Below are 22,240 nucleotides of genomic sequence, written 5' to 3'. Positions count from 1 at the left end.
AGAGACAGTTAATGCTTCGTTAGTATCTGCTGAGTTTGCAGATTTGTAATCAGACGGAGATCTCACGAGAAAGACACGAGAAACACTATGTCAGATGCCCTACAATCGAATGGAACACAGGATGATGCCGTGTTGGTCCTAAAGACTGAACTTAGCGATATAGAAATCGCCTCTATCACGCCGATATATGCTGTCCGTCCAAAGGACTGGGAGATTTTGAAATCACAATTTGATGAAGTGGCCTTAAACTTTGCCAAGGCTCGGAACTTTACGGGGGAGGCAGGTCAAAGAGTGCGTCTGCCCAATGCACAAGGTCAAATCGCGGCAGTGCTCTATGGAGCCGGCCCACAAGAGGACGATGCAATGGGCCCGATACGTATGGGCGGATTGTCATCGGTACTTCCGCAAGGGTTTTATCAACTGGCTTATATTCCCAAAGATTGGACGATGAATCTTGCGCTGACAGCTTGGGGGCTCGGTGCCTATCGATTTGAAACATATTTAAAGGAAACCACACAATTTCCGACTTTGGTGGTCGAAGATGGGACAAAGCTTAAAGAGGTGTTGTCGCTCGCTGGCGCAACGGCCCTGTGTCGCGATTTAATCAATACGCCTGCCGGGGATATGGGGCCAGTGGCTTTGCAACAATCGGCAATGGATCTGGCCGCGGAATTTGGCGCAGAATTAACAACAACCATTGGTGATGAATTATTAGAGAAAAACTACCCGATGATACATGCGGTTGGCCGCGCCGCACATGAAGCCCCGCGATTGGTAGAGTTTGAATGGGGGGACCCGTCTCACCCAAGACTGGCCGTCGTGGGTAAGGGGATTACATTTGATACGGGTGGTCTGAATATCAAAGGTGCATCTGGAGCGCGGTTGATGAAAAAAGATATGGGCGGGGCAGCCCATGCGCTGGCTTTGGCAAAATTGGTCATGGAAAATGATCTGCCAATCCGCTTGCATTGTTTAATTGCCGTTGCGGAAAATGCGATTTCGGCGGGGGCGTACCGTCCGGGTGATATCTTATCTTCACGTGCCGGGTTGACGATTGAAATTGATAATACGGATGCCGAAGGACGATTGGTTCTAGGTGATGCCTTATGTAAGGCGACGGAATCAGACCCTGCATTAATAATCGACTTTGCGACTCTAACAGGGGCGGCCCGTGTTGCCCTTGGTCCACAAGTGCCGCCGTTCTTCTGTAACCGAGAAAAGCCTGTAGCGGATATTTTGGCGCAGGGTGAAAAACAAATCGACCCACTTTGGCGTATGCCGCTTTGGGCGCCATATTATTCAATGTTAAGCTCTCCAATCGCTGATATGAAGAACTCTGGGGGGAGCTTTGCTGGGTGTGTGACGGCGGCTTTATTCTTGCAAAGATTTGTCAAAAACACCCCTTGGATGCATCTTGATACCTATGGTTGGAACCCATCTTCGCGTCCGGCTCACCCCAAGGGTGGGGACATGTATGGGGTGCGCGCGCTCTATTTTTGGTTGAAAGCGGGCGGCCTGAACGGTGATTTGTCAAAATAGGTTAATTTTTTCTTAAGAAAAAATAGAGTCGTTTTAAGGCCTTAGACTCATTTGCCTTTTCTTCGATTGATTGCGCCTTGACCGAAGAATCCCGTCTGTGCGATTCATTGATTCGTAACAGGGATTAGGGGTCAGTAAATGGAAAATGCCACGGATAATACGGTCGTTTTTTTAACGCCAGTACAGAATAATTCGCGGCCTCGTCCCCATACTGCACCCAAGCCTATTCGGCGCGCAAAAGTCAATTTGTCAGAAGGTTTAGATATTTGGCACCGGGTGACGATGCAGTCTGTTCAGGGGGACTCACCGGATTTGACGTCTCGTCAAATGGCCGTCTTAATGACGGTTTATCTTTCAGAGGGGCCGCACACTGTACGGTCATTGGCAAAGCATTTAAACGTCACAAAAGCTGTTATTTCCCGTGCCATAGACCGTCTGAGCCAATATGGTTATGTAGAGCGCGCGCCTGATATTCGGGATAAGCGCTCGGTGATTATGCGCCGCACGTCTGGGGGTATTAATTACCTACGGGATTTTGCGCGTCTTATTCAAACTGAATTTGCTTAGTTTCTTATCTGTTTGAGTTCTTCTTCAGGACTGATATTCAGGGTTTATGTCTGACCCGCGCATAACGCTTCCTACGCCCCATCCTAAAACTATGTTTCAAGGGCAAATTATAAGGCCCTCAACAACACTCTATGACAATAAATCTTTGCGATCAGGGCAGCAAACTGAACTCCTTTTTGGTCAACGTTTTTCCGTTCATGCGCAAAGTCGTCTATGGGTTTGGGGGCAAGCTTATCCTTTGGTGAAAAACAGCCAGAGAGCAGGTTATGTGGGCTATGTATCGCGAAAGGCGATTTCTCAGGCACTCACCTCTGCGACGCATACAGTGATAGCCTTGCGGGCCCCTGTTTTTTCTGCGGCAAATATAAAATCCCGCATTCGTATGGCTTTGCCCATGAATTCGCTTGTTCATGCGATAGAAGAAACAGATGATTTTATAAAACTATCGACAGAGCACTTCATACATAAGAAACATGTTCGCTCTCAGGCGGCGGCCATAGGAGAGGACTTTGTATCTGTAGCTCTGAAGTTTATTGGAGCGCCCTATGTTTGGGGCGGCACAGGCATGATGGGCGTCGATTGTTCGGGATTGGTGCAAATGGCATTCTGCGCCGCGGGAAAAGACGCTCCGCGAGATGCGGATATGCAAGAGGCTGCCTTGGGTGAAACGGTGGCGGGGGCCCTAAAGCGCGGGGATCTAATTTTTTGGCCAGGGCATGTCGGAATCATGACAGATAGCGAAACTTTATTGCACGCCAATGCTTTTCACATGGCGACAGCACAAGAACCGTATGCTGATGCCGTGGCCCGTATTGGGACCCCGCGTTCAATAAAGCGGCTGTAAATACCCCATAAAAAAAGGGCCTCAAATTGAGACCCTTTATAAGACTAAAAATATAAGCTTAGTGACCTTCTGGTGCCGGTGTGACGTCTTCTATCACGTCTTCCATTGTTTCGGCAGGGGCTTCCACAACGGGTTCAGCTGTTTCCATAACCACAGCGACAGGGCGCGCTTCTGGCGTACTATCATTAATGCGGAGATATTCGATAACGGCCGCGCGGTCTTCTGCTTTCTTTAAGCCGATAAAGGCCATTTTTGTCCCTTTAAGGTGTGCTGCAGGTTTTTTGAGGAAAGCGTCTAGTTCTTCGAAAGTCCAGTTATAGCCTGTAGAGGTCATAGCTGTTGAATAAGAGAAACCAGGATGTGTGCCCGTCGGATTTCCGACAACGCCCCATAGAGCTGGGCCTGTACCATTTGTGGCACCTTCTTCGACCTTGTGACAAGATTGGCATTTTTTAAAGACTTTAGCGCCTTGTTCTGCATCCATTGCCGCAACCCATTCTGGTTGAGGGAAGGGCAGATCAACCACGTCTTCGCTTGATGCCACTTCAATTGGGCCAACGGAATAGACAGGCACTTCAGGTGCATTGCTGTGCATCAGTTGATGCGGTAATTCTCTTAAAAACATGACGCCAAGCGCAGTGGCTAGTACAGCGGCGGCAATTTTATTAAAACCAAGTTCATCCATTGGACGATTTCCTTCTGGGGTCTGATTTTAGGCCTTCGAGTGGAAGACCGAATTTATTTTGTCGTCTTAATATAAACATATATCACGAAAGCAAATGGAAAACCTCTTGCGGCACACCGTCGCAAAGGGTTTAGGCCTATTTTTTAGCATTTTTTGCAGGGGCAAGCCGTGAACAGCAAAACTTGTGGTTCATTAATGAGAATCAGTCTCGGTTTTGCTCATTATTAGCGAAGCACATTTTTGATGACGTCTTGTTACTTCACGCCATTTGGCAGGAATGTGATTTGGTGGTGAATAGCTTTCAGGGTAAATAGGAAACATGAAATTATATGTCCTTATTACGGCTCTCTTGGGTCTTACACTTTTCACGCCAAGCTATGCGGCGGCGGATGAAAAACCGATTTATACGTCATGGCGCAATAATATCGCTGTGGGCGGCTATGACACGGTGAGTTTCTTTGTCGGTACGCCCCAGCTCGGCAAGTCTGAGTTTTCAGCCCAATATAAAGGGGCCACATGGCATTTTCAAACCGAAGCAAACCGGGATTTATTCCTTGCCAATCCTACGGCCTTTGCGCCGCAATATGGCGGATATTGTGCTTGGGCCATAGCGCGCGGAAAGCTGGCAAAAGGGAGTCCAAAACATTGGTATGTTGAAAATGGCCGCCTGTATTTGAACTTTAATGATCGTATTCGTGACAGATGGCTGGCCGATAAAGAGAGCTTTATTGAGATGGCGGATGAGCGCTGGCCTGATATTCTTGAATAATCTAACGGGGTTTTAAAACACGTTTTGTTGAGGCTGGGTGCCGCTCAAGCGATTTTCCCGTTCGAGTGGGGCGGAACTGTAAATCTCCGCCGCAATTTGGGCAATTATCTGAGACGCAGCTCTGACAAAATGTGCATTCGAAAGAGCAAATCTTTGCAATTGGGCTCGTGGCTGGCAAGTCACAGTCGCAAATTTCACAATTTGGCCGCATCTCTAGCATGATGTCTATTTTTTGACATTCACGGCGCAGTTATCGATGAGGCGTACCCCATCACAATGTGCAGCAATCAAAAGTCTTGCAGGTTTATTCAAAACTCCGCCTTCAAGTACTGTAAGAGAGTTTTTACTGCGAACCTGAACATAATCCACGCCGCTAAACCCGGCGTCTAGTAAGGCCTGAGCTGCGTCTTCTGCCGCGCGGTCTACATTGGCTCCGCGTTCCATACTCTCGGCGCAGTCAAACATAATGGTATTGAGTTGCCTTGCTTTTGCGAGGCTTTGCGCATTGAAATATTGATTTCGGGAGGACAAGGCCAAGCCATATTCATCACGGGCAATTGGGGCCCCTATAATGTGAATGGGCATGTCTAAATCTTCGACCAAACGGCGAATAGTGGCCAATTGCTGATAATCTTTTTCGCCGAAAATGGCCACATCAGGTTGAACGCGGTTAAAGAGTTTAGTCACAACCAAGGCTACGCCATCAAAAAATGTTGGTCTGTGATCGGTTTCAAGCCCTGTGGCGACGCCGCCCACTTTAATGGCTGTAGCATGGTGCGCATTATACATTGAGTTAGGCAAGGGAATGTAGATGAGGTCGACCCCTTCGGCGGCCAATTTTTCAGAATCAGCGGCCTCGGTACGGGGATAGGCTTCCAAATCTTCACCTGGGGCAAATTGTGTGGGATTGACAAAAATTGAGACAATAACTCGTTCGGCTTTTTTGCGGGCCAGACGTACTAATGATAAATGCCCTTCATGCAGAGCGCCCATTGTGGGGACAAAAGCTATACGGTCTCCTGAGCCACGCCATTCAGCAAGTTGCCCGCGTAATTCACGTTGTGTGCGGCTGATAATCGGCGTGGTTGTCATTAAGAATCCCGCATTAAAGACAGAAAGCTACTCCAAGCACTCAAATGCGATTTTATCAAGATAATTACGCTATAATGGAATAAAATACGTTAAGGGCGTGTTGGCGTATTGGCTGGAATCGAACGTAATTGCGCCCGTATATCAGGGACAGGTTCATGCACAATGCGGGTGTTTGTGGGTTGCCTTGTAACGGTGACAAAGGCTGGACTGTTCTCCATCACCTCAAAGCCGCGCTCGATCAAATCTTCCATATGGGAATTACGCGAGGCCCCGCTTGCGCCGCCCAAGACGACAGCAATAAGGCGTCGACCATCTCTCCGTGCAGAAACAATTAAGTTATATCCGCTTGCTCGTGTGTAACCTGTTTTGAAACCGTCAACATCATCACGTTCACGCAATAATTTATTCGTGTTCTTATAGGTGCGACCGCCATAATCGAAAGTCAGCAAACCAAAGTAATGATAATAGCGCTTATGATGCGTTAAAACGGCATTCGCCAATTTAGCCATGTCGCGCGCCGTTGTGACTTGTTCAGGATGCGGCAAGCCATTGGCTGTTTTAAAAGTCGTTTTCTGCATCCCTAAACTACGGGCTTTAGCGGTCATATGGACAGCAAATTGTTCTTCACTGCCGGCTAGGCGCTCGGCTAAGACAACAGCGGCATCATTTGCGCTACGGACAGCAATAGCACGAAGTAATGTGTCGACACTGACGGTTTGTCCACTGCGAAGCCCCAATTTGGTCGGGGGCGTACGGGCCGCAAGGGCAGAGACTTTGACTTTCTCATTAAGATGTAACTCTCCGGCTGCGAGGGCATCAAAGGCAAGATAAAGCGTCATCACTTTGGTCAGCGAAGCTGGGTATCGCAAGGCATCGATTTGGCGGGCGTGTACGACATCCAAATTGTCAGCATCGACGATGATAGAGGCATAACGCCCCGTAGGCGATGAAGCAGTATTTTGCGCATGCCCAAGGGGCGCGCTTAGAATTAAGACGAATGAAATTAAGACTGAAAAAATCAGAGGGCGCATAATAGCGGGATAGGCACCAAGCCTTACAACAGGGTTAACGCAAGGTTACTTTTTCGCCTTGACCTGTATTTAGATGCAGGCATAACTTTAAGATGTTGAGGCCAAGGGGGAGTTAAGAATGATGCATAAAAAAATGGCGATTTTCGCGATTTCTATGACGGCTTTATTGAGCGCTGCCTGCCAAGTCCAAAATGAAATCGAATTGAATGAAGACACGGTTAAAACACTGTCAGTAACGGGCGTTGGCGAAGTCGAAGTCATGCCTGACACATTTATTCTTTCTGGCGCCATCATTCAAAAAGATGATGATGCACAAATTGCGATGAATGCCCTCGCAGATATTGTCAATGCAATGCAAGAGGGTGTGAAAAACATCGAGGCGCTGTCGACGTCAGAGTTTAATTTTGCTTCGGTCAACACAATTGGGGTGAAAGACCCAGAATGTCTATTGTTTAACCAAGAGGCTGACCGCACAAATTCTACGCTTCGCCAAGGGGAAGCCCGTGTGAAAAAGCGTGTTTGCGAGGATATTGCACAGCAGGCTTCGCTCTCTTTCACTTTCACAGGTGGCCCGCCCGATGCCGCGGGGATTGCCTTGGCGCGTTTTTCCGAAGCTGGTGCTATTCGGTTGAAACTCGAAGGATATCGAATCAAGAATATCGATGAGATTGAATTACAGGCTGGTGAGTTAGCCGTTAAAAATGCTCGGCAGAAGGCCGACCGTCTTGCGGCGGCAGCAGGGGCTAATATTACCGGTGTGCTTGATTTGAACAATTACCGCGCGACCTATGACCAACGCAGTGTTGCGCCGCCTGTTATTAGTACGTCAGGGGCGGGGGAAAGCTCTCAACTGGTTGAAGGCGGAGACCCCGTCGCTGTTACTGATATCAACCTCAAAGCGGGTATGCAGGTTGTGTCTGCGGCCATTGCTCTGGACTTTACCTATGAGTAGCGGGCGCGTGAATAAGGGCCATATCTTTGGCGCTTTCATTGGCACTATCATTGGCTTGGGACTATTGGCGGCGTGTCAGCCTGTCCAAGATAAACGTATATTCATCGACCTTGGTGATGCGGAAGATTACGCGGATTGGCTAGAATATGAGCATGGCGATGAACAACCCAAGCCTTTTAAGGCAGACCCGCTTGTCGTCACTGGCCAAGGCAAAGTAAAGGCGATACCCGATATAGCGGTGATTACGGCGCGCATATCGTCAAAAAATAAAAATGAGTCAGTGGCTTTTGGCGCAGTGTCTGAAGTCGTCAATGCCGTTCAAAACACGCTGGATGGACGATCTGCGGAAACGGGTTTTACGGCGCTTTCTTCTTCCCCAGAATATGACGAAACTTGCCGAAATGAAAATCAAATAGCTTGGCAGCGACATAGAGAAATTGTGAATGACTTTTATTTCAACAAGCGGCTTGATGATAGGGGCGATACAAAAACGAAACGCCGTGCGCCCAAACCCCGTATAAAGCAGGCCGTTTGCGCGACTCAGACGATAGAGGTGAGTACAGATATGGTTATCCGCCTCAGTCCGCCAGATGATACAGGTGCGGTATTACAGGCTTTGTCACAAGCGGGTGTAGAGACGGCCACGCTCTATGGATATGATTTTTCTAATTATGACGCCCTTTACCAAGAAGCGGCAAGCCAAGCGGCGGCGCAGGCGCGTAAAAAAGCCGAGATGATCGCGCGGATTACTAAGGCAGAGCTGGGCGAAATTGTCGGGTTTAATATTGGCCGTCCCGCACGCACAGGCCGTTTCGGCCCTCAGCCTGCGATTGTGAATAGGGCGGGGCGCAATACAGGGGCTGAACCCTATGTCATGGATAGAGACGCGGCTGTCATGGCACCTGCAATTTCGCCCGTTCCAATGGCCGCTAAAAGGGTTCAAGACTATTCCGGCGGAGGCGCCTATGGCGGGCCAGAGGACGAAATTATTGTCACAGCAACAAGAATACCCGTTAAGCTAGACGCCTATCAAAGTCAGGTAGATGCGGTGTCTGTGGAAAATTTTAACCCAGTTTCGTCGAATAACGCGCTCAACCTCTCGCTCCTGTCAGGTCCGCAAACCATTACTGTCTCCGCCGTGCTTCAATATGATTATAAGACTGTCATAGACGGAACCGTGGTCGTTGAGGAGGATTAAGAGCGTTATCATCCCCAATTGTACGATTTATGCCTCTTTTAAATCTTGGCTCAGCCCTTACATTGACCCCAATGAAAACGCTGATTCCATATAATATTGACCTTTCTCCGCGCCTTGCAGGCGATAATGAGGAAGGAGACACAGGCGACGACACGCCTGAACGCGGTGTTGCCACCAAAGCGCGGCCCAAGACGAAAAAACCGTCTATGTATCGTGTTCTTTTGATGAATGACGATTACACACCAATGGAATTTGTTATCTCTATTCTGATGGGAATTTTTAAAAAGTCCTCAGAAGAGGCCACTCAAATCATGCTTAATGTCCATCAGACAGGTATCGGTACCTGCGGTGTGTACACATATGAAATTGCAGAGACAAAAGTCACACAGGTCATGGATGCTGCTAAGCGTAATCAACATCCGTTACAGTGTACTTTGGAAAAAGAGTAATTGTCGAAAGATTAATCACCTGCCTATATTTTGCAGTACCGACATATATACGCCTTGATTTTGGGCAATTCCTTCCCAAATCTGGTAGTCAGAAAGAAGGATAATTAAATGGCTTCATTTTCCCCTGTATTAGAGGACACCATCCACCGTGCTCTGACGTTGGCAACTGATCGTAAACACGAGCTGGCCACATTAGAGCATTTATTACTCGCTTTATTGGATGATAAAGACGCAGCTGCCGTCGTTACGGCGTGCGATGTCGATATTGATTCCCTTCGGGCCGATGTAACCCGTTATTTAGACGAAGATTTATCAACTTTGACGGTTGAGGATTTCGAAGAAGCGCGTCCGACCGCTGGTTTTCACCGCGTCATTCAGCGCGCCGTTATTCATGTACAATCATCTGGCCGCGAAGAGGTCACCGGCGCGAATGCGCTCGTCGCTTTATTCGCTGAGCGCGAGTCACATGCCGTGTACTTCCTGCAAGAGCGGGACATGACGCGCTATGACGCCGTAAACTATATTAGTCATGGTATTTCAAAGAACGGCGAAGCGAATGTCACCAAGCCAATATTAGGCACGGGCCAAGAGCTTGATGGCGATGAGGCTAAGCAAAAAGATCCATTGCAAGAATATACCGTCAACCTGAATCAAAAAGCCAAAGAGGGTGATATTGACCCGCTTATTGGCCGAGACGAAGAAGTCGAGCGTTGTATTATGGTGCTCTCGCGTCGTCGCAAAAATAACCCGCTTCTTGTGGGGGATCCAGGCGTCGGTAAAACGGCAATTGCCGAAGGTATTGCTCGGCGTATCGTAAACGAGAAAGTGCCTGACGTCCTTTTGGATGCAACGATCTATTCATTGGATATGGGCGCTTTATTGGCAGGTACGCGATATCGCGGTGATTTCGAGGAACGGTTAAAAGCTGTTGTCACGAAATTACAAGACACGCCTGGCGCGGTTCTATTTATCGATGAAATTCATACGATAATTGGTGCAGGTGCCACATCTGGCGGTGCTATGGATGCCTCTAATCTATTAAAGCCAGCCCTTCAGAGTGGGAAGCTGCGCTGTATGGGGTCGACTACCTATAAGGAATATCGCCAGCATTTTGAAAAGGATCGCGCGCTTTCAAGACGCTTCTTGAAAATTGATGTCAGCGAACCCACAGCCGAAGATGCGGTGAAAATCCTGCAAGGGTTAAAGACCTATTTTGAAGAGTTTCATGGCGTGAAATATACGGCAGCGGCTATACAAGGCGCGGTTGACCTCTCTGTGCGTCATATCACGGATCGAAAGCTTCCTGATAAAGCGATTGATATAATCGATGAAGCCGGCGCGCGTACAAAGCTGGTTGAAGAGAAAAAACGCCGTAAGAAAATCGATATCAAAGAGATTGAGGCCGTCATAGCAAAGATTGCCCGCATCCCACCGAAATCCATTTCACGGGATGATGAGAAAGCGCTTAAATCTCTGCCTATGGATTTAAAGCGCATGGTCTTTGGCCAAGACAAAGCCATTGAGCAAGTCGCCTCTGCGGTCAAACTTGCCCGTGCAGGACTTCGTGAACCCAATAAGCCAATTGGCTCATACCTTTTCGCGGGGCCTACTGGTGTGGGTAAAACTGAAGTCGCCAAGCAGCTGGCTATGACACAAGGTTTGGAATTACTCCGCTTTGATATGTCTGAATATATGGAGCGCCATACCGTGTCGCGCCTAATCGGCGCGCCTCCTGGCTATGTCGGGTATGATCAAGGCGGATTGCTGACAGATGCTGTGAATCAAAATCCGCATTCAGTCTTATTATTGGACGAAATTGAGAAAGCGCATCCCGATATTTACAACATTTTGCTGCAAGTCATGGATAATGGTTTCCTCACCGACGCGAATGGCCGCAAAGTCGATTTCCGCAATGTCATCATCATTATGACAACGAATGCGGGCGCGGCTGATGCAGCGAAAGCTGAGATCGGTTTTGGACGTGGAACAAAAAGTGACGAGCAAGACGCAGCTATTAAACGTCGTTTCACACCAGAGTTCCGAAACCGTTTAGATGCTGTCGTCTCATTTGCACCGCTCTCGCCAGAAGATATTGGCAAGGTTGTAGACAAATTCGTTATTCAGCTTGAAGCACAACTGGCGGATCGGAAGATCGAATTTGAACTGACAAAAGGCGCTAACCTATGGCTTGCGACAAAAGGCTATGACAAGCGTTATGGCGCGCGTCCTTTGGGCCGAACGATCCAAGAATATATCAAAAAGCCGCTCGCGGATGAGATTTTATTTGGCAAGCTAAAAACAGGCGGCCTCGTCAAAGTCGGTGTGGACAGAAAGAAAGAAAATCTTACTTTCAAAATTGTTCCACCTGCCAAGCAAAATATCGAGGGGCCGGGAAAGTCAAAGGGGTTGCCGTCCCCTGAGGGTAACCCAAAAGAAGACGCTTAGACTGATAAGGTTTAGCGCCGATATATACCTAAAGAATGACCCGGGGCGGAGACGCCTCGGGTCATTTTAATTAAAGGGGCAATATATTTAAAAACCAATAGCCGTATGACAGCGTAGCTTACTGCATTCTGTAATTAAAGCGCACTTAATCCGCGCACTTAATCAGGGACGGCTAGAATGATTTCGTCAGCCCCATGGCGAAAACATTCACACTGACTTTGGATGTACCCAAAACGCGGTCATTCGTAGGGCCAAGCTTGTCAAAGGCCGTGTCTTTGAAATTAAAGTGATTATATCCCACTGAAAGTTCAGCAAAATCCCACCCGGAATAGCTCGCGCCAACCGCAAAAATGTTTCGATCACTATCTGGAATGCGGGCCGTGGGGGCATCAATCTGGGACGGACTTTCATCAAAGGCATAACCCGCGCGGAGAGTCCAATTGTTGCTGACGGCGTAATCAACTCCTACTGCGTAACGATTGGAATTATCATAAAATAATTCTTCACCTGTCGGGGGCTGGGCGGGATTATCAAAATCAACATCTAGTGATTGGAGATCTGACCACTCAGTACGGTTGAAATTCGCCGAGAGCATAAGAGCCTCTGTTGCCTTCCATTGAAGGCCAAATTCTAAGACGCCGGGCAAAGGGAGACCCGCGCCCCATTGCGTGTCTATAAAAGCACCTGTGGCGGTTAAAGGCTGAGCCTGTGCAGGCACAGTAATTTCTGCGTCCCCTTCTAAACGGTGCTCTATGCCAGAGCGGTAATGCGCGCCGAGTGTTAAGTTGTCCGTTGGTGTGAAAGCGAGCCCAATATTATATCCAAAGCTAATATCGTCTCCGATTATCTCTAATTCTCCATCCGCTGATTGCGGCGTAAGGCCCAAGGCGCCGCAGCTGGTTGGGTTAAGCTGTGCAAAGCAGACAGCGCCGAAATCAATAGCGCTGGATAAATCTGCATGGGCATATTGTAGGCTGATGCCGCCGCCAATAGAGAGCGTATCGCTTAGGGCATAACCAAAAGAAGGGTTCACATTGATGGTTGTGAGAGCCGAGCCTAGGGCTTGGTAACGCTGAATATCACCCGCCTCATAGGTTGACGAAAGGCCATAAGGCGCGTTGACTGACAATCCAAAAGCGAGCTTTTCATTATAGGGATAAACAAGGGCAAAGGCAGGGACAGGGGCATTGTCGAAAAAATCACCGGGTTCATTGCCCAATGGCTGCCCTAACACATCCGTAGAGCCCAGGTCGACAAACTCACCTTTCCCATCAATATAGCTCAGCGTACTCGTAATTGTCAGGCGTTTAAATTGCGTCATGAGCGCAGGGTTTCCATAGGCGATAGAGGCGTCCTGCGTTTGTGTGACGCGGCCAGAATTCGCTCGCCCTAGGTCAATGGCGGAGTTCTCATTAATTTGAAAACTACCGGCATGCGCTGTTGTGGGCATGGTCATAGTCGCCATAAAGGCGGCCACAGTAAATCCACTGATATATTGGCAACGCATCATTATTTTTGGTTTGTTGAACATTGTGCCCAAAATCCTCGTTTCAATTTGGTTTTGTGTTTTTGAAGTTTTTAAGTGTGAGCGCGTCAAGATTAGCAAGCACCTCTAAGGCATGATCCTTACCCGCTTGGAAGGCCTCATCATACTTACTCCAATCTAATAGAGTAATACCGCTGGTCGGGGGTTGAAATAAGATATCAACATGTTCGCGTAATTCTTTTTGTCGAGCAATGGATGTCACAACTGTCGCTGCGAGCAAGGTGGCAGGCAATGGCGGCAAACGATAACGCCGTTTCTTTTTCGGTCGGAAACGGTCTCGAAGCGCGGCTAACGAACTCGGCGCTTGCTCCATTTCATGTTTGAAAATTTTATCGGATAAAAGGTCGACGCCAATAATATAGCGTGCCCCCAATTGGCGCATATGGTCGATAGGGAAGTTATTAAAACTGCCGCCATCATAAATTAATTCGCCGTCAATCAGGGTCGGCGGCATGACGCCGGGGATTGAGGCACTGGCAACAACATTGGTCGACATTTTTCCGCGCGTCAGAACCTGTTCTTTATGCGTTGTGAAATTGGAAGCGATAACAAAGAATGTTTTCCAGCTATCTTCCATATCCATATTTTCATAGCCGTTATCTTTGATATTTTGTTCCATAGCGGCATGGGCGCGTTGGCCTTTAATCAAGGAAAGATAGGGGATTTTATTATAGTCAGAAGTGATATCGCCAAAAGGAGAGTTTAAGAAAATGTCGCGTGTGCGCTCTTCAATTTTTGCGCCGTGAACATCCATTGCGGCGAAGGACCCCATAATAGCGCCAGCACTTGTGCCGCCGACAAAATCAAACACTAACCCGGCTTCATCAAGAGCGGCCAGCGTGCCTAAATGTGTCAAACCTCTGGCACCGCCGCCAGCTAATACGAGGCCAATCGCGCGGCCTGAGAGAATGCGGCTAAGGCGTTCATAATCTGGGCGATGATTGCGGCGAATATGAATGTGACGCGAAACACTTCGGTCATCAAGCCATTTGGCCGTGTCTTTGGGGGATTTCGTGCCTTCGGGGTGTATTAAGACCAAGGTGGTTTGGACGCGGAGGTTTTTATGGGCTGCTAGAAGCTCTTTCTCAAGTTCTGTGATGTTCGGATTGGCTGTCGCGTCTGCTATTAATACAACTTCATCGGAATGGTGAATGGCCGTTTGTGGCCAAGCGCTGTCATTCGAATCCGCTATCATATAAAGACTATCAAATTTCAGCTCTAAATCACTAATGCCCAGCGAGACTGTACCGCGCGGGAAGGCGATATCTGGCTTATCTAATGGCCCGAAGGTTTCAGTGATAAAGCCATTATCAATCAGGCAAACATCATCACCTTTTTGTCCACGTATTTCCGCGAGTAATTCTGTTAGACTATCTACATCCACGCCGTCCGTAATGGGTAAAAAAGTGATGTTAACGGGAATGGTTGGGGGGTTCTGAAGGTTATTAGTTTCTTCGAAGCGCTCAATAATCTGGCGTGTAACCTTTATGGCCACATGTGGTTTTTTCTTAATGGCTTTTTCTAAAACTTCGCGAGTGATTTTGACCGCTACGCTATCACGAATGGCAATCACATCAGCGCTACGAGGTTTTCCAGTGAAGAGGGCTAATTCGCCAATTGTTTCGCCCCGCCCAATTTCTCCCAATATCACTGTGCCTGTCGGCGTGTTTTTTAAAGCGCGTAAATGACCCGTCAGAAGGAAGTAAACCTCGCTTGTTTGATCGCCTTCTTTCACGAGGTATTCCCCCGTGCTGAGTTCGGTATATTCTGCGTTTTTTTCTATGAAGCTGTGAAATTCAGGATCATCTACGCCAAAATGCCGAGAAAGACACGCATCAAGCAACGCACGCAAAGAGGCTGTTGCTTTAATTTCAATCGACATAAACTTACCCCAACCGATTTAGGTCTTGCACTAAACCTAAGAAATATAGGGGTCAGTGTATAGGGTTGAAATTGAAATGGCTTTATACCGCTTTGAATTCCGTCTGGTCGTCAGTTTGATTTTTTAAGCCCAAATCTCTGAATGAGGCGATGCTAAGGCCGCCCCATTTGGAATATCAGACAAGCGCATCGTTTAAGAGGTCGGCTAAGGTTCTTACATCCGTGTCTGGGGTATAACCATGAACTGAGAACCGGAAACCGTCCTGTCTTTCATCATAGCGTATAGCGTTTAATTCTAGCGCTTTGCGAAGGGGGGGGCGGTCTTGCGGGTTAATAACTAAGGTGGCCCCGCGTTTTTCCGGGTCTGTTGGAGAAATCATTACCGCATTTGGTAAAGAGCGCGTGAGATGATTTAGGTGGTTTTGTATAGTCTCATATACAGTTTTTTGCCCAATTTCCTGCCAGAGTGTCAGCGCTGCATTCGCCGCGACTATGGGTAATGGGGAGGGCGTACCGCCGAAAAATCGCATTGCGTCATTGGCATAACGGAAGCTCTCTATATTCATTTCGAACGGATTTTCATGAGAAAACCAACCCACATCAATTGGTTCGCACTGCGTTATCATCGTCTCTGATGCATAGAGGAAGCAGGCGCCAGGCCCTGCACAAAGGAATTTCACGCCAGACCCCATAGCGAAATCACAATTCCATTCTGCAAGGGGAGTGGCCACTGCGCCAATGGATTGCGCAATGTCGACAATGGAAATGGCATTCACTTTTTTGGCCAAGGTACAAATGGATTTGACAGGCAGAAGGTGAGAAGTGTTCGATAGGGCATGAGTAATGTGAACAATTGACGTGTCGCTGTCTATTGCATCAGCCCACCCAGAGATATCAGTGGGGTCTCCTTCAACGAATTTCAGCGTAAACCCGCTCCGCTCCGCCTGTTTTAAAACAAAACCAATTGTTGGGAAATCCTGCTTTGAGAGGACGATTGTACCCTTTTTATAAGCAGACGGTAAGCTGTATAGGATTTTCGTTAAAGCGCTGGATATATTTGTTTGAGGGCAAATATTCGCCGCTTTTGTGCCGAGTAGATAACCAAGCTTGTTTCGGAAGTTTTCCAATAAAGGCATCCATTCTGTCCAGCTTTCCCCGCTTTGCCAAGGAGAGAAAAAAGCGTCAGTCACTCGGCTTTGTGTTGTCTTTGGCAAGCAGCCAACGCTGTGAGATAGAAAGTAATTATTCGGTACGTGGAAATAGGATTGAATATCCATAGTCTTAAGGCTTTGCTTTGGGGTCGAGCTTTGTGCGTACCTTGCCATAGGTTCCGCCCCAACGGTCTGTCATATCAGCGCGTACTTGCCATAGTTCAGGGAAGAATTTTTGGCGTAATCCCGTGTTGAGAATTTCAACGGGACGCCCCTTAAGGGAGTTTGCGGCAACCCCTATCGAACGATAAATCAATTGCATATGAGAATGTCGGAACTTTTGAAATTGTTCGTCAAATTCAGCCAAGGCTTCGGCAATCATATAGGCATCATCATGGCTGTATTCGCTATCATATATTTGCTCTAACGTCCGCTGTCCGCCCTCTAAATAAATGGCTTTGAATGTCTGCCAAAGATCCGTTGGCATATCGAGTAAGACACGAAACCCTGGGCTTTCTTGGCCGCTCCCATTACCTAGTAAAAGTCGAATCTCTTGATAGTCTTTAGGCGACATTGTTTCGAGTAAGACTAATTGTTGCGTCATCATTTCTTGGCAGAGCTGCACCCGACGAAACAAGGTTAGTGCTTTGAAACTATTACGTGCCTGCATTTCATCATCAATATCAAGCAGGGTTGTTGCCATGAGCTTCATCCAAAGCTCTTCGACTTGATGAACAATCATGAATTGGAGCTCATCTGGATTACAGAGCTCTTCAGGTTCTTTCTGACAAGAGAGTAAGCTCTCTGTATTCAGATAAATTTCATAATCTAGCTGGCCTGCGCCGCGCATCATTTTTTGGTATTTTTGTCTATCCATTGTCTAACGTCCTTGTCTTAGTCACTTTATTTGGGATTAATTAAGGTGAAGACGCGCGTTAGTTATGGCCAGTGAGCCAATCTCGCAGAACATGTTCTGCTAATGCTATGGAATGAGCTGTCATGGTGAGTCGATATCCTTTTTTACAGGCCTTGTAAATCATGTGCTTTTTTAGAGGTTCTCACCACACAGCCACAGGGCAAGACTTGACATAAAGCCTATCTGGGCTATGCCGCGCGGACATTAACCAGACGCTGTAGACCGTTTATCTGCTTCGCGTCCTAAGGGCCTAGATAACAGGCTAAGGAGTATAAAATGCACGCTTATCGTAGCCACACATGCGGCGAACTTCGCGGAAGCCATGTCGGCGAAACCGTAAAACTCTCAGGCTGGGTTCACCGCAAACGTGAACATGCCAATGCGCTATTCATCGACCTTCGTGATCATTATGGTATCACCCAAGTCGTGGTTTATCCTATCGCCGAATTTTACGAAGCGGCTAAACGCTGCCCATCTGAATCTGTCATCACGATTACAGGCGAAGTTTTGGCGCGCGACAGCGAAGCGGTAAACAAAGAAATTCCAACTGGCGAAGTCGAAATTCGCGTTGATACGTTCAATATAGAAAGCCAAGCTGATAGCTTGCCTTTGCCTGTTTTCGGTGAGCAAGATTATCCTGAGGATATTCGTCTCAAGCACCGTTATTTAGACCTTCGCCGCGAGACTCTGCATAAAAATATCATCATGCGTGGACAGGTGATTAATTCGCTACGTCGCCGTATGATTGAGCAAGGTTTCACAGAGTTTCAAACGCCAATTTTGACGGCGTCTTCACCAGAGGGCGCGCGTGACTTCCTTGTTCCATCTCGTCTGAATCCGGGTAAGTTTTACGCGCTTCCACAAGCCCCGCAGCAGTTTAAGCAGCTTATCATGGTGGCGGGCTTTGACCGTTATTTCCAAATCGCGCCTTGTTTCCGCGACGAGGATGCACGCGCAGACCGTTCACCGGGTGAGTTTTATCAGCTTGATGTTGAAATGAGTTTTGTCACTCAAGAGGACGTTTTCCAAGCTATCGAGCCTGTTATGGCTGGCGTGTTCGAAGAATTTGCCGATGGCCGCAAAGTACAAACACCATTCCCACGTATTCCTTATAAGGAATCAATGGAAAAATATGGTTCTGACAAACCAGATCTTCGTATTCCTTTTGAACTGACGGATGTTTCAGAATTCTTTACTGACGAGTCCAAGACGGGCTTTGGCATTTTTGCGAAAATCACTAAGGGCGGCGGGAAAGTTATCGCGATCCCTGCGCCGCAGGCCGCTGCGAACCAGTCGCGTAAATTCTTTGATAATATGGATAAATGGGCGAAGAAAGAAATGCAGATGCCAGGTCTCGGCTATGCTCGATTAAAAGAAGCAGAGGGCGGGGGTGTTGATTCTCAAGACCCCGTCTTGAAGAATTTCGAACCTGCACATCTTTCTGCCTTGCTAGAAAAAATGGGACTTGGTGCTGGCGACGGTATTTTCTTCTCTGCGGGTAAAAAAGACGCGGCCTATAAATTGGCTGGCGCGGCCCGTAACAAAGTTGCTGCTGACCTCGACCTGATTGATGAATCTGAAGGCTTTAAATTTTGCTGGATTGTCGACTTCCCAATGTATGAATGGGACGAAGATAATAAGAAGGTCGATTTCTCGCATAATCCATTCTCTATGCCGCAAGGCGGGATGGAAGTGCTTGAAGCTGCGGATACGGTCGAAAAACAGCTCGATATTCTGGCCTATCAATATGATATCGTCTGTAACGGCGTAGAGCTCTCATCCGGGGCTATTCGTAACCATAAACCTGATATCATGTATAAAGCCTTTGAGATGGCAGGCTATGGTCCAGAAGTGGTCGAGGACAAATTCGCCGGCATGATTAACGCGTTTAAATATGGCGCGCCGCCTCATGGTGGTATCGCGCCCGGTGTCGACCGCATTGTAATGTTGCTTGCTGGCGTAAACACTATTCGCGACGTCATCTTGTTCCCCATGAACGGTCAAGCTCAGGACCTAATGATGAACGCCCCAGGTGAAGCCGATAACGCGCAGCTGAAGGAATTAAACTTGAAGCTTGTTCCTGTTGTTGATCAAAAATAGAGCGACCCGTCACTCGATAATAAAAAAGCCGCTAAAGAGCGGCTTTTTTTATATATGATTTTCGGTTTATTTTTCTAATGCATCCTTGGACTGCACCAAATCAGAGTGAATGCTTTGGAGTTTACGCTTCATAGGTCGATTGTTTGGCGGCGTTGCATCAAGGAGAAGTTCTACATCCCGAATGGCGCGATCAAGTCTACGCGCAATATGCGCCATTTTTGGTGTCATATCATCGTGATTATGATCGATTTGGCTATGTGCCGCCGTCACGCAATAAGGGATAGATAGGCCATCGGGTAATTCTGTCATCGCATTACCGCAGGCTAGGTCAAGTTGCGATTGTTTCAAGCCTTGAACATTTGACATTTTTGCATCGGAAAAATCTGTGCCTTTCAAGCTCGCATCCGTAAGCGTGGCAAAACCAAAGCTAACATCTTTGAATGAGGCCTCATCAAGAACAGCTTCGCGAAGGTTCACATGATAGAGCTGCGCGTCGCTGAAATTTGATCCTGTAAAATTGACAGACGGGGCTTTTACTGACGTCAAATTAGAGGCCGTGAAATCATTCCCCTCGAAATGGGCGCGAGAAAGGTCTGCGCGGAGTAAATTTGCTGAACGCAGAATAGAATTTGTGACCTTTGCTTCGGTCATGGTCGCATCTTCTAGGACTGCAGACTCCATCATCACCTTGTCGCCATGAACTCGGTAAAGCAGCGCTTTTCGAAAGTGAGCGCCAGTTAAGTTTGAACCATCAATTTGTCCGCCGGACAGGTTAGAATTATTAAACAAAGCCCCTGCAAAATTTGAATCTTTCAGTTTTACACCGTTCATACGCTTATTGGACAGGTCACATTGTGCGCATTCTCCAGATGAAGCGTGGATTCGGGATTCAACCCGAATTTGAGCCTGTGATGTTGGCGCAAAGAGCGCAAAGGCGGCAAAAGCCGCCAAAGATGTCATCGGAATATGTTTCATGTCTCTGTTATAGGCTTGGTCATGGGCAAGGTAGAGTAAAAATTTTGTAAGGTTCTGTAGAATCATTCATTTTGTGGTATAGAAAGCACAATTTTGACCCGAAGAATATCTAGAACATATTTCGGTCACATCTCGGCTTTACCTCTGGCCGTGTCAGGGGCATAAGCCTTTAAAATGTTCGGGTCATTTGTGACCTCGACACAACAATATATGGGCGGTTTATGTCTTTTATTAAGCGCATTTTTACATGGTGGAACGGCTCCACATTCGGCACGAATCTAGAAATCGGTCGCCGAGGCACAAAAATTGCTGAAGATGCTTATGGCAATACCTATTATGAAGAGAAAAAAGCAACCTATGAAGGGCGTAAGCGCCGCTGGGTGACTTATGACGGTTATGCTGATGCTTCTCGCATTCCTCCAGGGTGGCAGGGTTGGCTTAATCACACGAGTGAATTACCTCCGACAGAAGACGGTTATGTTCCCCATGCTTGGGAAAAGGACCATGTGCCTAATCTAACGGGTACGGTTCATGCCTATAAACCCAAGGGTAGCTTAGATCGTGGCGGCGTTCGCGATAAAGTGGCAGCCGATTACGAAGCGTGGACACCTGATGCTTAAAGCGTTTTCGCTTTCACTCTTAGCTTTCACATTTTCTGTGCCCGTCTCGGCACAGATTGGGGATAGCCAATCCACTCAAACCCGCCGTAATCTCGTCGGGACCTCTGTCGTTTTGCGGACTTTGGATAAGGTGACGGCTACCACTCAGGATTATACTGTGAAAATAGGAGAAACTCTTACCTACGGTAGTCTGACGATTACAGCGCAGCATTGCGAAAAGAAACCACCAGAAGAAATTCCTGAAACCTATGCCTTTTTGCAAATTAAAGATGCGCGCCTTAATGGTAAGGGCGAGACGGCCGATATAGATCAAACCGTTTTTTCAGGTTGGATGTTCGCGTCAAAACCCGCTATAAGCGCTCTCGACCATCGTGTTTATGATGTCTGGGTTATTGATTGCAGAGTGCCCAAAGCCAGAACGGAAACATCAGAGTTACGTCGATAATCTCTATTCGTCAGTTATCTCAAACACATGTAATAATGTGCGTTGCCGGCCAGAAAAATTATCATCGGAAATAATATATATAAGACGTTGCCCCTCTGGGGTTGTTACTTCCGTAATGCCTTCAAAATTATCCACGGCCAGTGGGGGTTGTAACGTAAATTCCGTTTGACCTTTGTCGACTTGGATAATGTTTCGATTGCCCGTTTTAGGGTCATATGTCCGAAGAAGAGCCGCTGATTTAGACAAGCCAACCAGAGAGTAGGGTTCGTCGACGGGTTTGAAGCTAATCGAATTTTTTGGGAGTTTGTCCGTATTCGCCAAGGCTGACAAAGCTATTGTCACAATGGGCGCTTTGCCCTCTAATTCAAATTCGAAACCAGAAATCAAATGGCCATCCGTACTTATATCCAATGCTTCTGCGCCGCTATTATTTGGTATTTTTTTGCCAGAAATCTTGCGGGGAAAGTCTAGGATTTTAATACCCCGCGCGGCAGATTTACAGCCAAAAAAGTCATAGGCTAGGACGCGGTGGTCGCGTTCGAAACTAATAAAAACAAGTCCGTCATGATAGACAAGGCCTTCAGAATCCGAATCCATCTTTCGCCCAACTTGCTGACCGCGATGATCTAAGAGAGGCGTCATAGCCCCGCGGCCATTTGGGGCGTTATCTGTTAGCCCAATAACAAAAATCGTTCCTTGGTCAGAAACAGCCATTAAGTCTCCATTGGGGAGACGATCTATGCCAGACAGCCCGCCAAAACGAGAGTCTGGCGCCGTTAAATGCCATCCATTAAGAAATTTCACATTATGCGGTAATGTAGCTTTTATCTCGGCTTCATCGCCCAAGGCTACAGGTGTTGCCGTTATGTCTAGGGATGCGAACGGAAAAGAGTCTGACTTTTTAGCGCAAGATTTTTGCTTTATTTGGTCAAGGTATTCAGCCGTGTCATCTGCGACCACGGGGTGCGTGCTGATTATGAGCGCCGTCATAGATATTGAAAGCATTTTCAAAATGCGGAGTGGCATATTGTCCTC

At 47.6% G+C, this 22,240-nt stretch carries 21 protein-coding genes; 11 read left to right on the top strand and 10 right to left on the bottom strand.

The window, feature by feature from the left end; translation table 11 throughout:
• Positions 1 to 87: 87 nt before the first annotated feature.
• The 3 genes from DES40_RS06935 to DES40_RS06925 all read left to right on the top strand — a co-directional run bounded on the left by DES40_RS06935 (position 88) and on the right by DES40_RS06925 (position 2,950).
• The gene (locus DES40_RS06935; protein ID WP_121099944.1) at positions 88 to 1,539 is read left to right on the top strand and encodes a leucyl aminopeptidase family protein; all 1,452 of its coding nucleotides are present in this window, start codon (positions 88 to 90) and stop codon (positions 1,537 to 1,539) included.
• A gap of 138 nt (positions 1,540 to 1,677) precedes the next feature.
• A complete protein-coding gene (locus DES40_RS06930; protein ID WP_121099942.1) occupies positions 1,678 to 2,106 on the top strand; it encodes a MarR family winged helix-turn-helix transcriptional regulator in 429 nt (142 codons plus the stop codon).
• Between the two features lie 46 nt (positions 2,107 to 2,152).
• Positions 2,153 to 2,950: a C40 family peptidase gene (locus DES40_RS06925; RefSeq protein WP_121099940.1), complete on the top strand. Its 798-nt coding sequence runs from the start codon at positions 2,153 to 2,155 to the stop codon at positions 2,948 to 2,950.
• A 58-nt stretch (positions 2,951 to 3,008) separates the two neighbouring features.
• Here the strand turns inward: DES40_RS06925 and DES40_RS06920 are convergent, their stop codons facing one another.
• Positions 3,009 to 3,635, bottom strand: coding sequence for a c-type cytochrome (locus tag DES40_RS06920; RefSeq protein ID WP_121099938.1), 627 nt, complete (start codon positions 3,633 to 3,635; stop codon positions 3,009 to 3,011).
• 319 nt (positions 3,636 to 3,954) lie between these two features.
• On the opposite strand from DES40_RS06920, the gene DES40_RS06915 reads away from it, so the two are divergent.
• Positions 3,955 to 4,404, top strand: a complete 450-nt coding sequence (locus tag DES40_RS06915; protein WP_121099936.1) for a YHS domain-containing (seleno)protein — start codon at positions 3,955 to 3,957, stop codon at positions 4,402 to 4,404.
• Between the two features lies 1 nt (position 4,405).
• Here DES40_RS06915 and DES40_RS13495 read toward each other — a convergent pair whose 3' ends face one another.
• The 3 genes from DES40_RS13495 to DES40_RS06900 form a co-directional block, all read right to left on the bottom strand.
• On the bottom strand, positions 4,406 to 4,624 hold the full coding sequence (locus DES40_RS13495; RefSeq protein WP_121099934.1) for a DUF1272 domain-containing protein: 219 nt from the start codon (positions 4,622 to 4,624) through the stop codon (positions 4,406 to 4,408).
• Between the two features lie 5 nt (positions 4,625 to 4,629).
• Positions 4,630 to 5,496 carry a pantoate--beta-alanine ligase gene (gene panC, locus DES40_RS06905; protein ID WP_121099932.1) on the bottom strand — a complete coding sequence of 289 codons (867 nt, stop codon included), beginning with the start codon at positions 5,494 to 5,496 and terminating at the stop codon, positions 4,630 to 4,632.
• Between the two features lie 89 nt (positions 5,497 to 5,585).
• Entirely contained in the window at positions 5,586 to 6,527 is a 942-nt protein-coding gene (locus tag DES40_RS06900) for a D-alanyl-D-alanine carboxypeptidase family protein (protein WP_121099930.1), read from the bottom strand.
• A 118-nt stretch (positions 6,528 to 6,645) separates the two neighbouring features.
• Here DES40_RS06900 and DES40_RS06895 point away from each other — a divergent pair, with 118 nt between their 5' ends.
• From DES40_RS06895 to clpA, 4 genes are all read left to right on the top strand, one after another.
• Positions 6,646 to 7,479 (top strand): SIMPL domain-containing protein, encoded by an 834-nt coding sequence (locus DES40_RS06895; protein WP_121099928.1) that lies wholly within the window; start codon positions 6,646 to 6,648, stop codon positions 7,477 to 7,479.
• Complete coding sequence (locus tag DES40_RS06890; RefSeq protein WP_170144912.1) at positions 7,472 to 8,677, top strand: SIMPL domain-containing protein; 1,206 nt, start codon at positions 7,472 to 7,474, stop codon at positions 8,675 to 8,677. The genes DES40_RS06895 and DES40_RS06890 overlap by 8 nt, the downstream gene beginning before the upstream one ends.
• 71 nt (positions 8,678 to 8,748) lie before the next feature.
• A complete protein-coding gene (gene clpS / locus DES40_RS06885) occupies positions 8,749 to 9,126 on the top strand; it encodes an ATP-dependent Clp protease adapter ClpS (protein WP_121100506.1) in 378 nt (125 codons plus the stop codon).
• 108 nt (positions 9,127 to 9,234) lie between these two features.
• Entirely contained in the window at positions 9,235 to 11,571 is a 2,337-nt protein-coding gene (clpA, locus tag DES40_RS06880; RefSeq protein ID WP_121099924.1) for an ATP-dependent Clp protease ATP-binding subunit ClpA, read from the top strand.
• A 172-nt stretch (positions 11,572 to 11,743) separates the two neighbouring features.
• Here clpA and DES40_RS06875 read toward each other — a convergent pair whose 3' ends face one another.
• The 4 genes from DES40_RS06875 to DES40_RS06860 all read right to left on the bottom strand — a co-directional run bounded on the left by DES40_RS06875 (position 11,744) and on the right by DES40_RS06860 (position 17,026).
• Complete coding sequence (locus DES40_RS06875; RefSeq protein ID WP_121099922.1) at positions 11,744 to 13,102, bottom strand: OmpP1/FadL family transporter; 1,359 nt, start codon at positions 13,100 to 13,102, stop codon at positions 11,744 to 11,746.
• 19 nt (positions 13,103 to 13,121) lie between these two features.
• Positions 13,122 to 14,999, bottom strand: a complete 1,878-nt coding sequence (locus DES40_RS06870) for a patatin-like phospholipase family protein (protein WP_121099920.1) — start codon at positions 14,997 to 14,999, stop codon at positions 13,122 to 13,124.
• A gap of 175 nt (positions 15,000 to 15,174) precedes the next feature.
• The gene (locus DES40_RS06865; protein WP_121099918.1) at positions 15,175 to 16,323 is read right to left on the bottom strand and encodes an aminotransferase class V-fold PLP-dependent enzyme; all 1,149 of its coding nucleotides are present in this window, start codon (positions 16,321 to 16,323) and stop codon (positions 15,175 to 15,177) included.
• The gene (locus DES40_RS06860) at positions 16,280 to 17,026 is read right to left on the bottom strand and encodes a tryptophan 2,3-dioxygenase family protein (protein WP_121099916.1); all 747 of its coding nucleotides are present in this window, start codon (positions 17,024 to 17,026) and stop codon (positions 16,280 to 16,282) included. The genes DES40_RS06865 and DES40_RS06860 overlap by 44 nt, the downstream gene beginning before the upstream one ends.
• A 315-nt stretch (positions 17,027 to 17,341) precedes the next feature.
• On the opposite strand from DES40_RS06860, the gene aspS reads away from it, so the two are divergent.
• Positions 17,342 to 19,165, top strand: coding sequence for an aspartate--tRNA ligase (gene aspS / locus DES40_RS06855; protein WP_121099914.1), 1,824 nt, complete (start codon positions 17,342 to 17,344; stop codon positions 19,163 to 19,165).
• Between the two features lie 66 nt (positions 19,166 to 19,231).
• On the opposite strand, the gene DES40_RS06850 is transcribed toward aspS, so the two are convergent.
• Positions 19,232 to 20,140 (bottom strand): pentapeptide repeat-containing protein, encoded by a 909-nt coding sequence (locus DES40_RS06850; protein ID WP_170144911.1) that lies wholly within the window; start codon positions 20,138 to 20,140, stop codon positions 19,232 to 19,234.
• A 221-nt stretch (positions 20,141 to 20,361) separates the two neighbouring features.
• On the opposite strand from DES40_RS06850, the gene DES40_RS06845 reads away from it, so the two are divergent.
• A complete protein-coding gene (locus DES40_RS06845) occupies positions 20,362 to 20,760 on the top strand; it encodes an NADH:ubiquinone oxidoreductase subunit NDUFA12 (RefSeq protein WP_121099909.1) in 399 nt (132 codons plus the stop codon).
• Positions 20,753 to 21,205: a DUF2155 domain-containing protein gene (locus DES40_RS06840; RefSeq protein ID WP_121099907.1), complete on the top strand. Its 453-nt coding sequence runs from the start codon at positions 20,753 to 20,755 to the stop codon at positions 21,203 to 21,205. Before DES40_RS06845 ends, DES40_RS06840 begins: the two co-directional genes overlap by 8 nt.
• Positions 21,206 to 21,208: 3 nt before the next feature.
• Here the strand turns inward: DES40_RS06840 and DES40_RS06835 are convergent, their stop codons facing one another.
• Positions 21,209 to 22,231 carry an esterase-like activity of phytase family protein gene (locus DES40_RS06835; protein ID WP_121099905.1) on the bottom strand — a complete coding sequence of 341 codons (1,023 nt, stop codon included), beginning with the start codon at positions 22,229 to 22,231 and terminating at the stop codon, positions 21,209 to 21,211.
• Between the last annotated feature and the right edge of the window lie 9 nt (positions 22,232 to 22,240).

Origin of the sequence: Litorimonas taeanensis (assembly GCF_003634015.1) — a bacterium.
Lineage (GTDB): Bacteria > Pseudomonadota > Alphaproteobacteria > Caulobacterales > Maricaulaceae > Litorimonas > Litorimonas taeanensis.
Note: the sequence above shows the minus strand (reverse complement) of the source record. Positions and strands in the feature narration are given on the sequence as shown.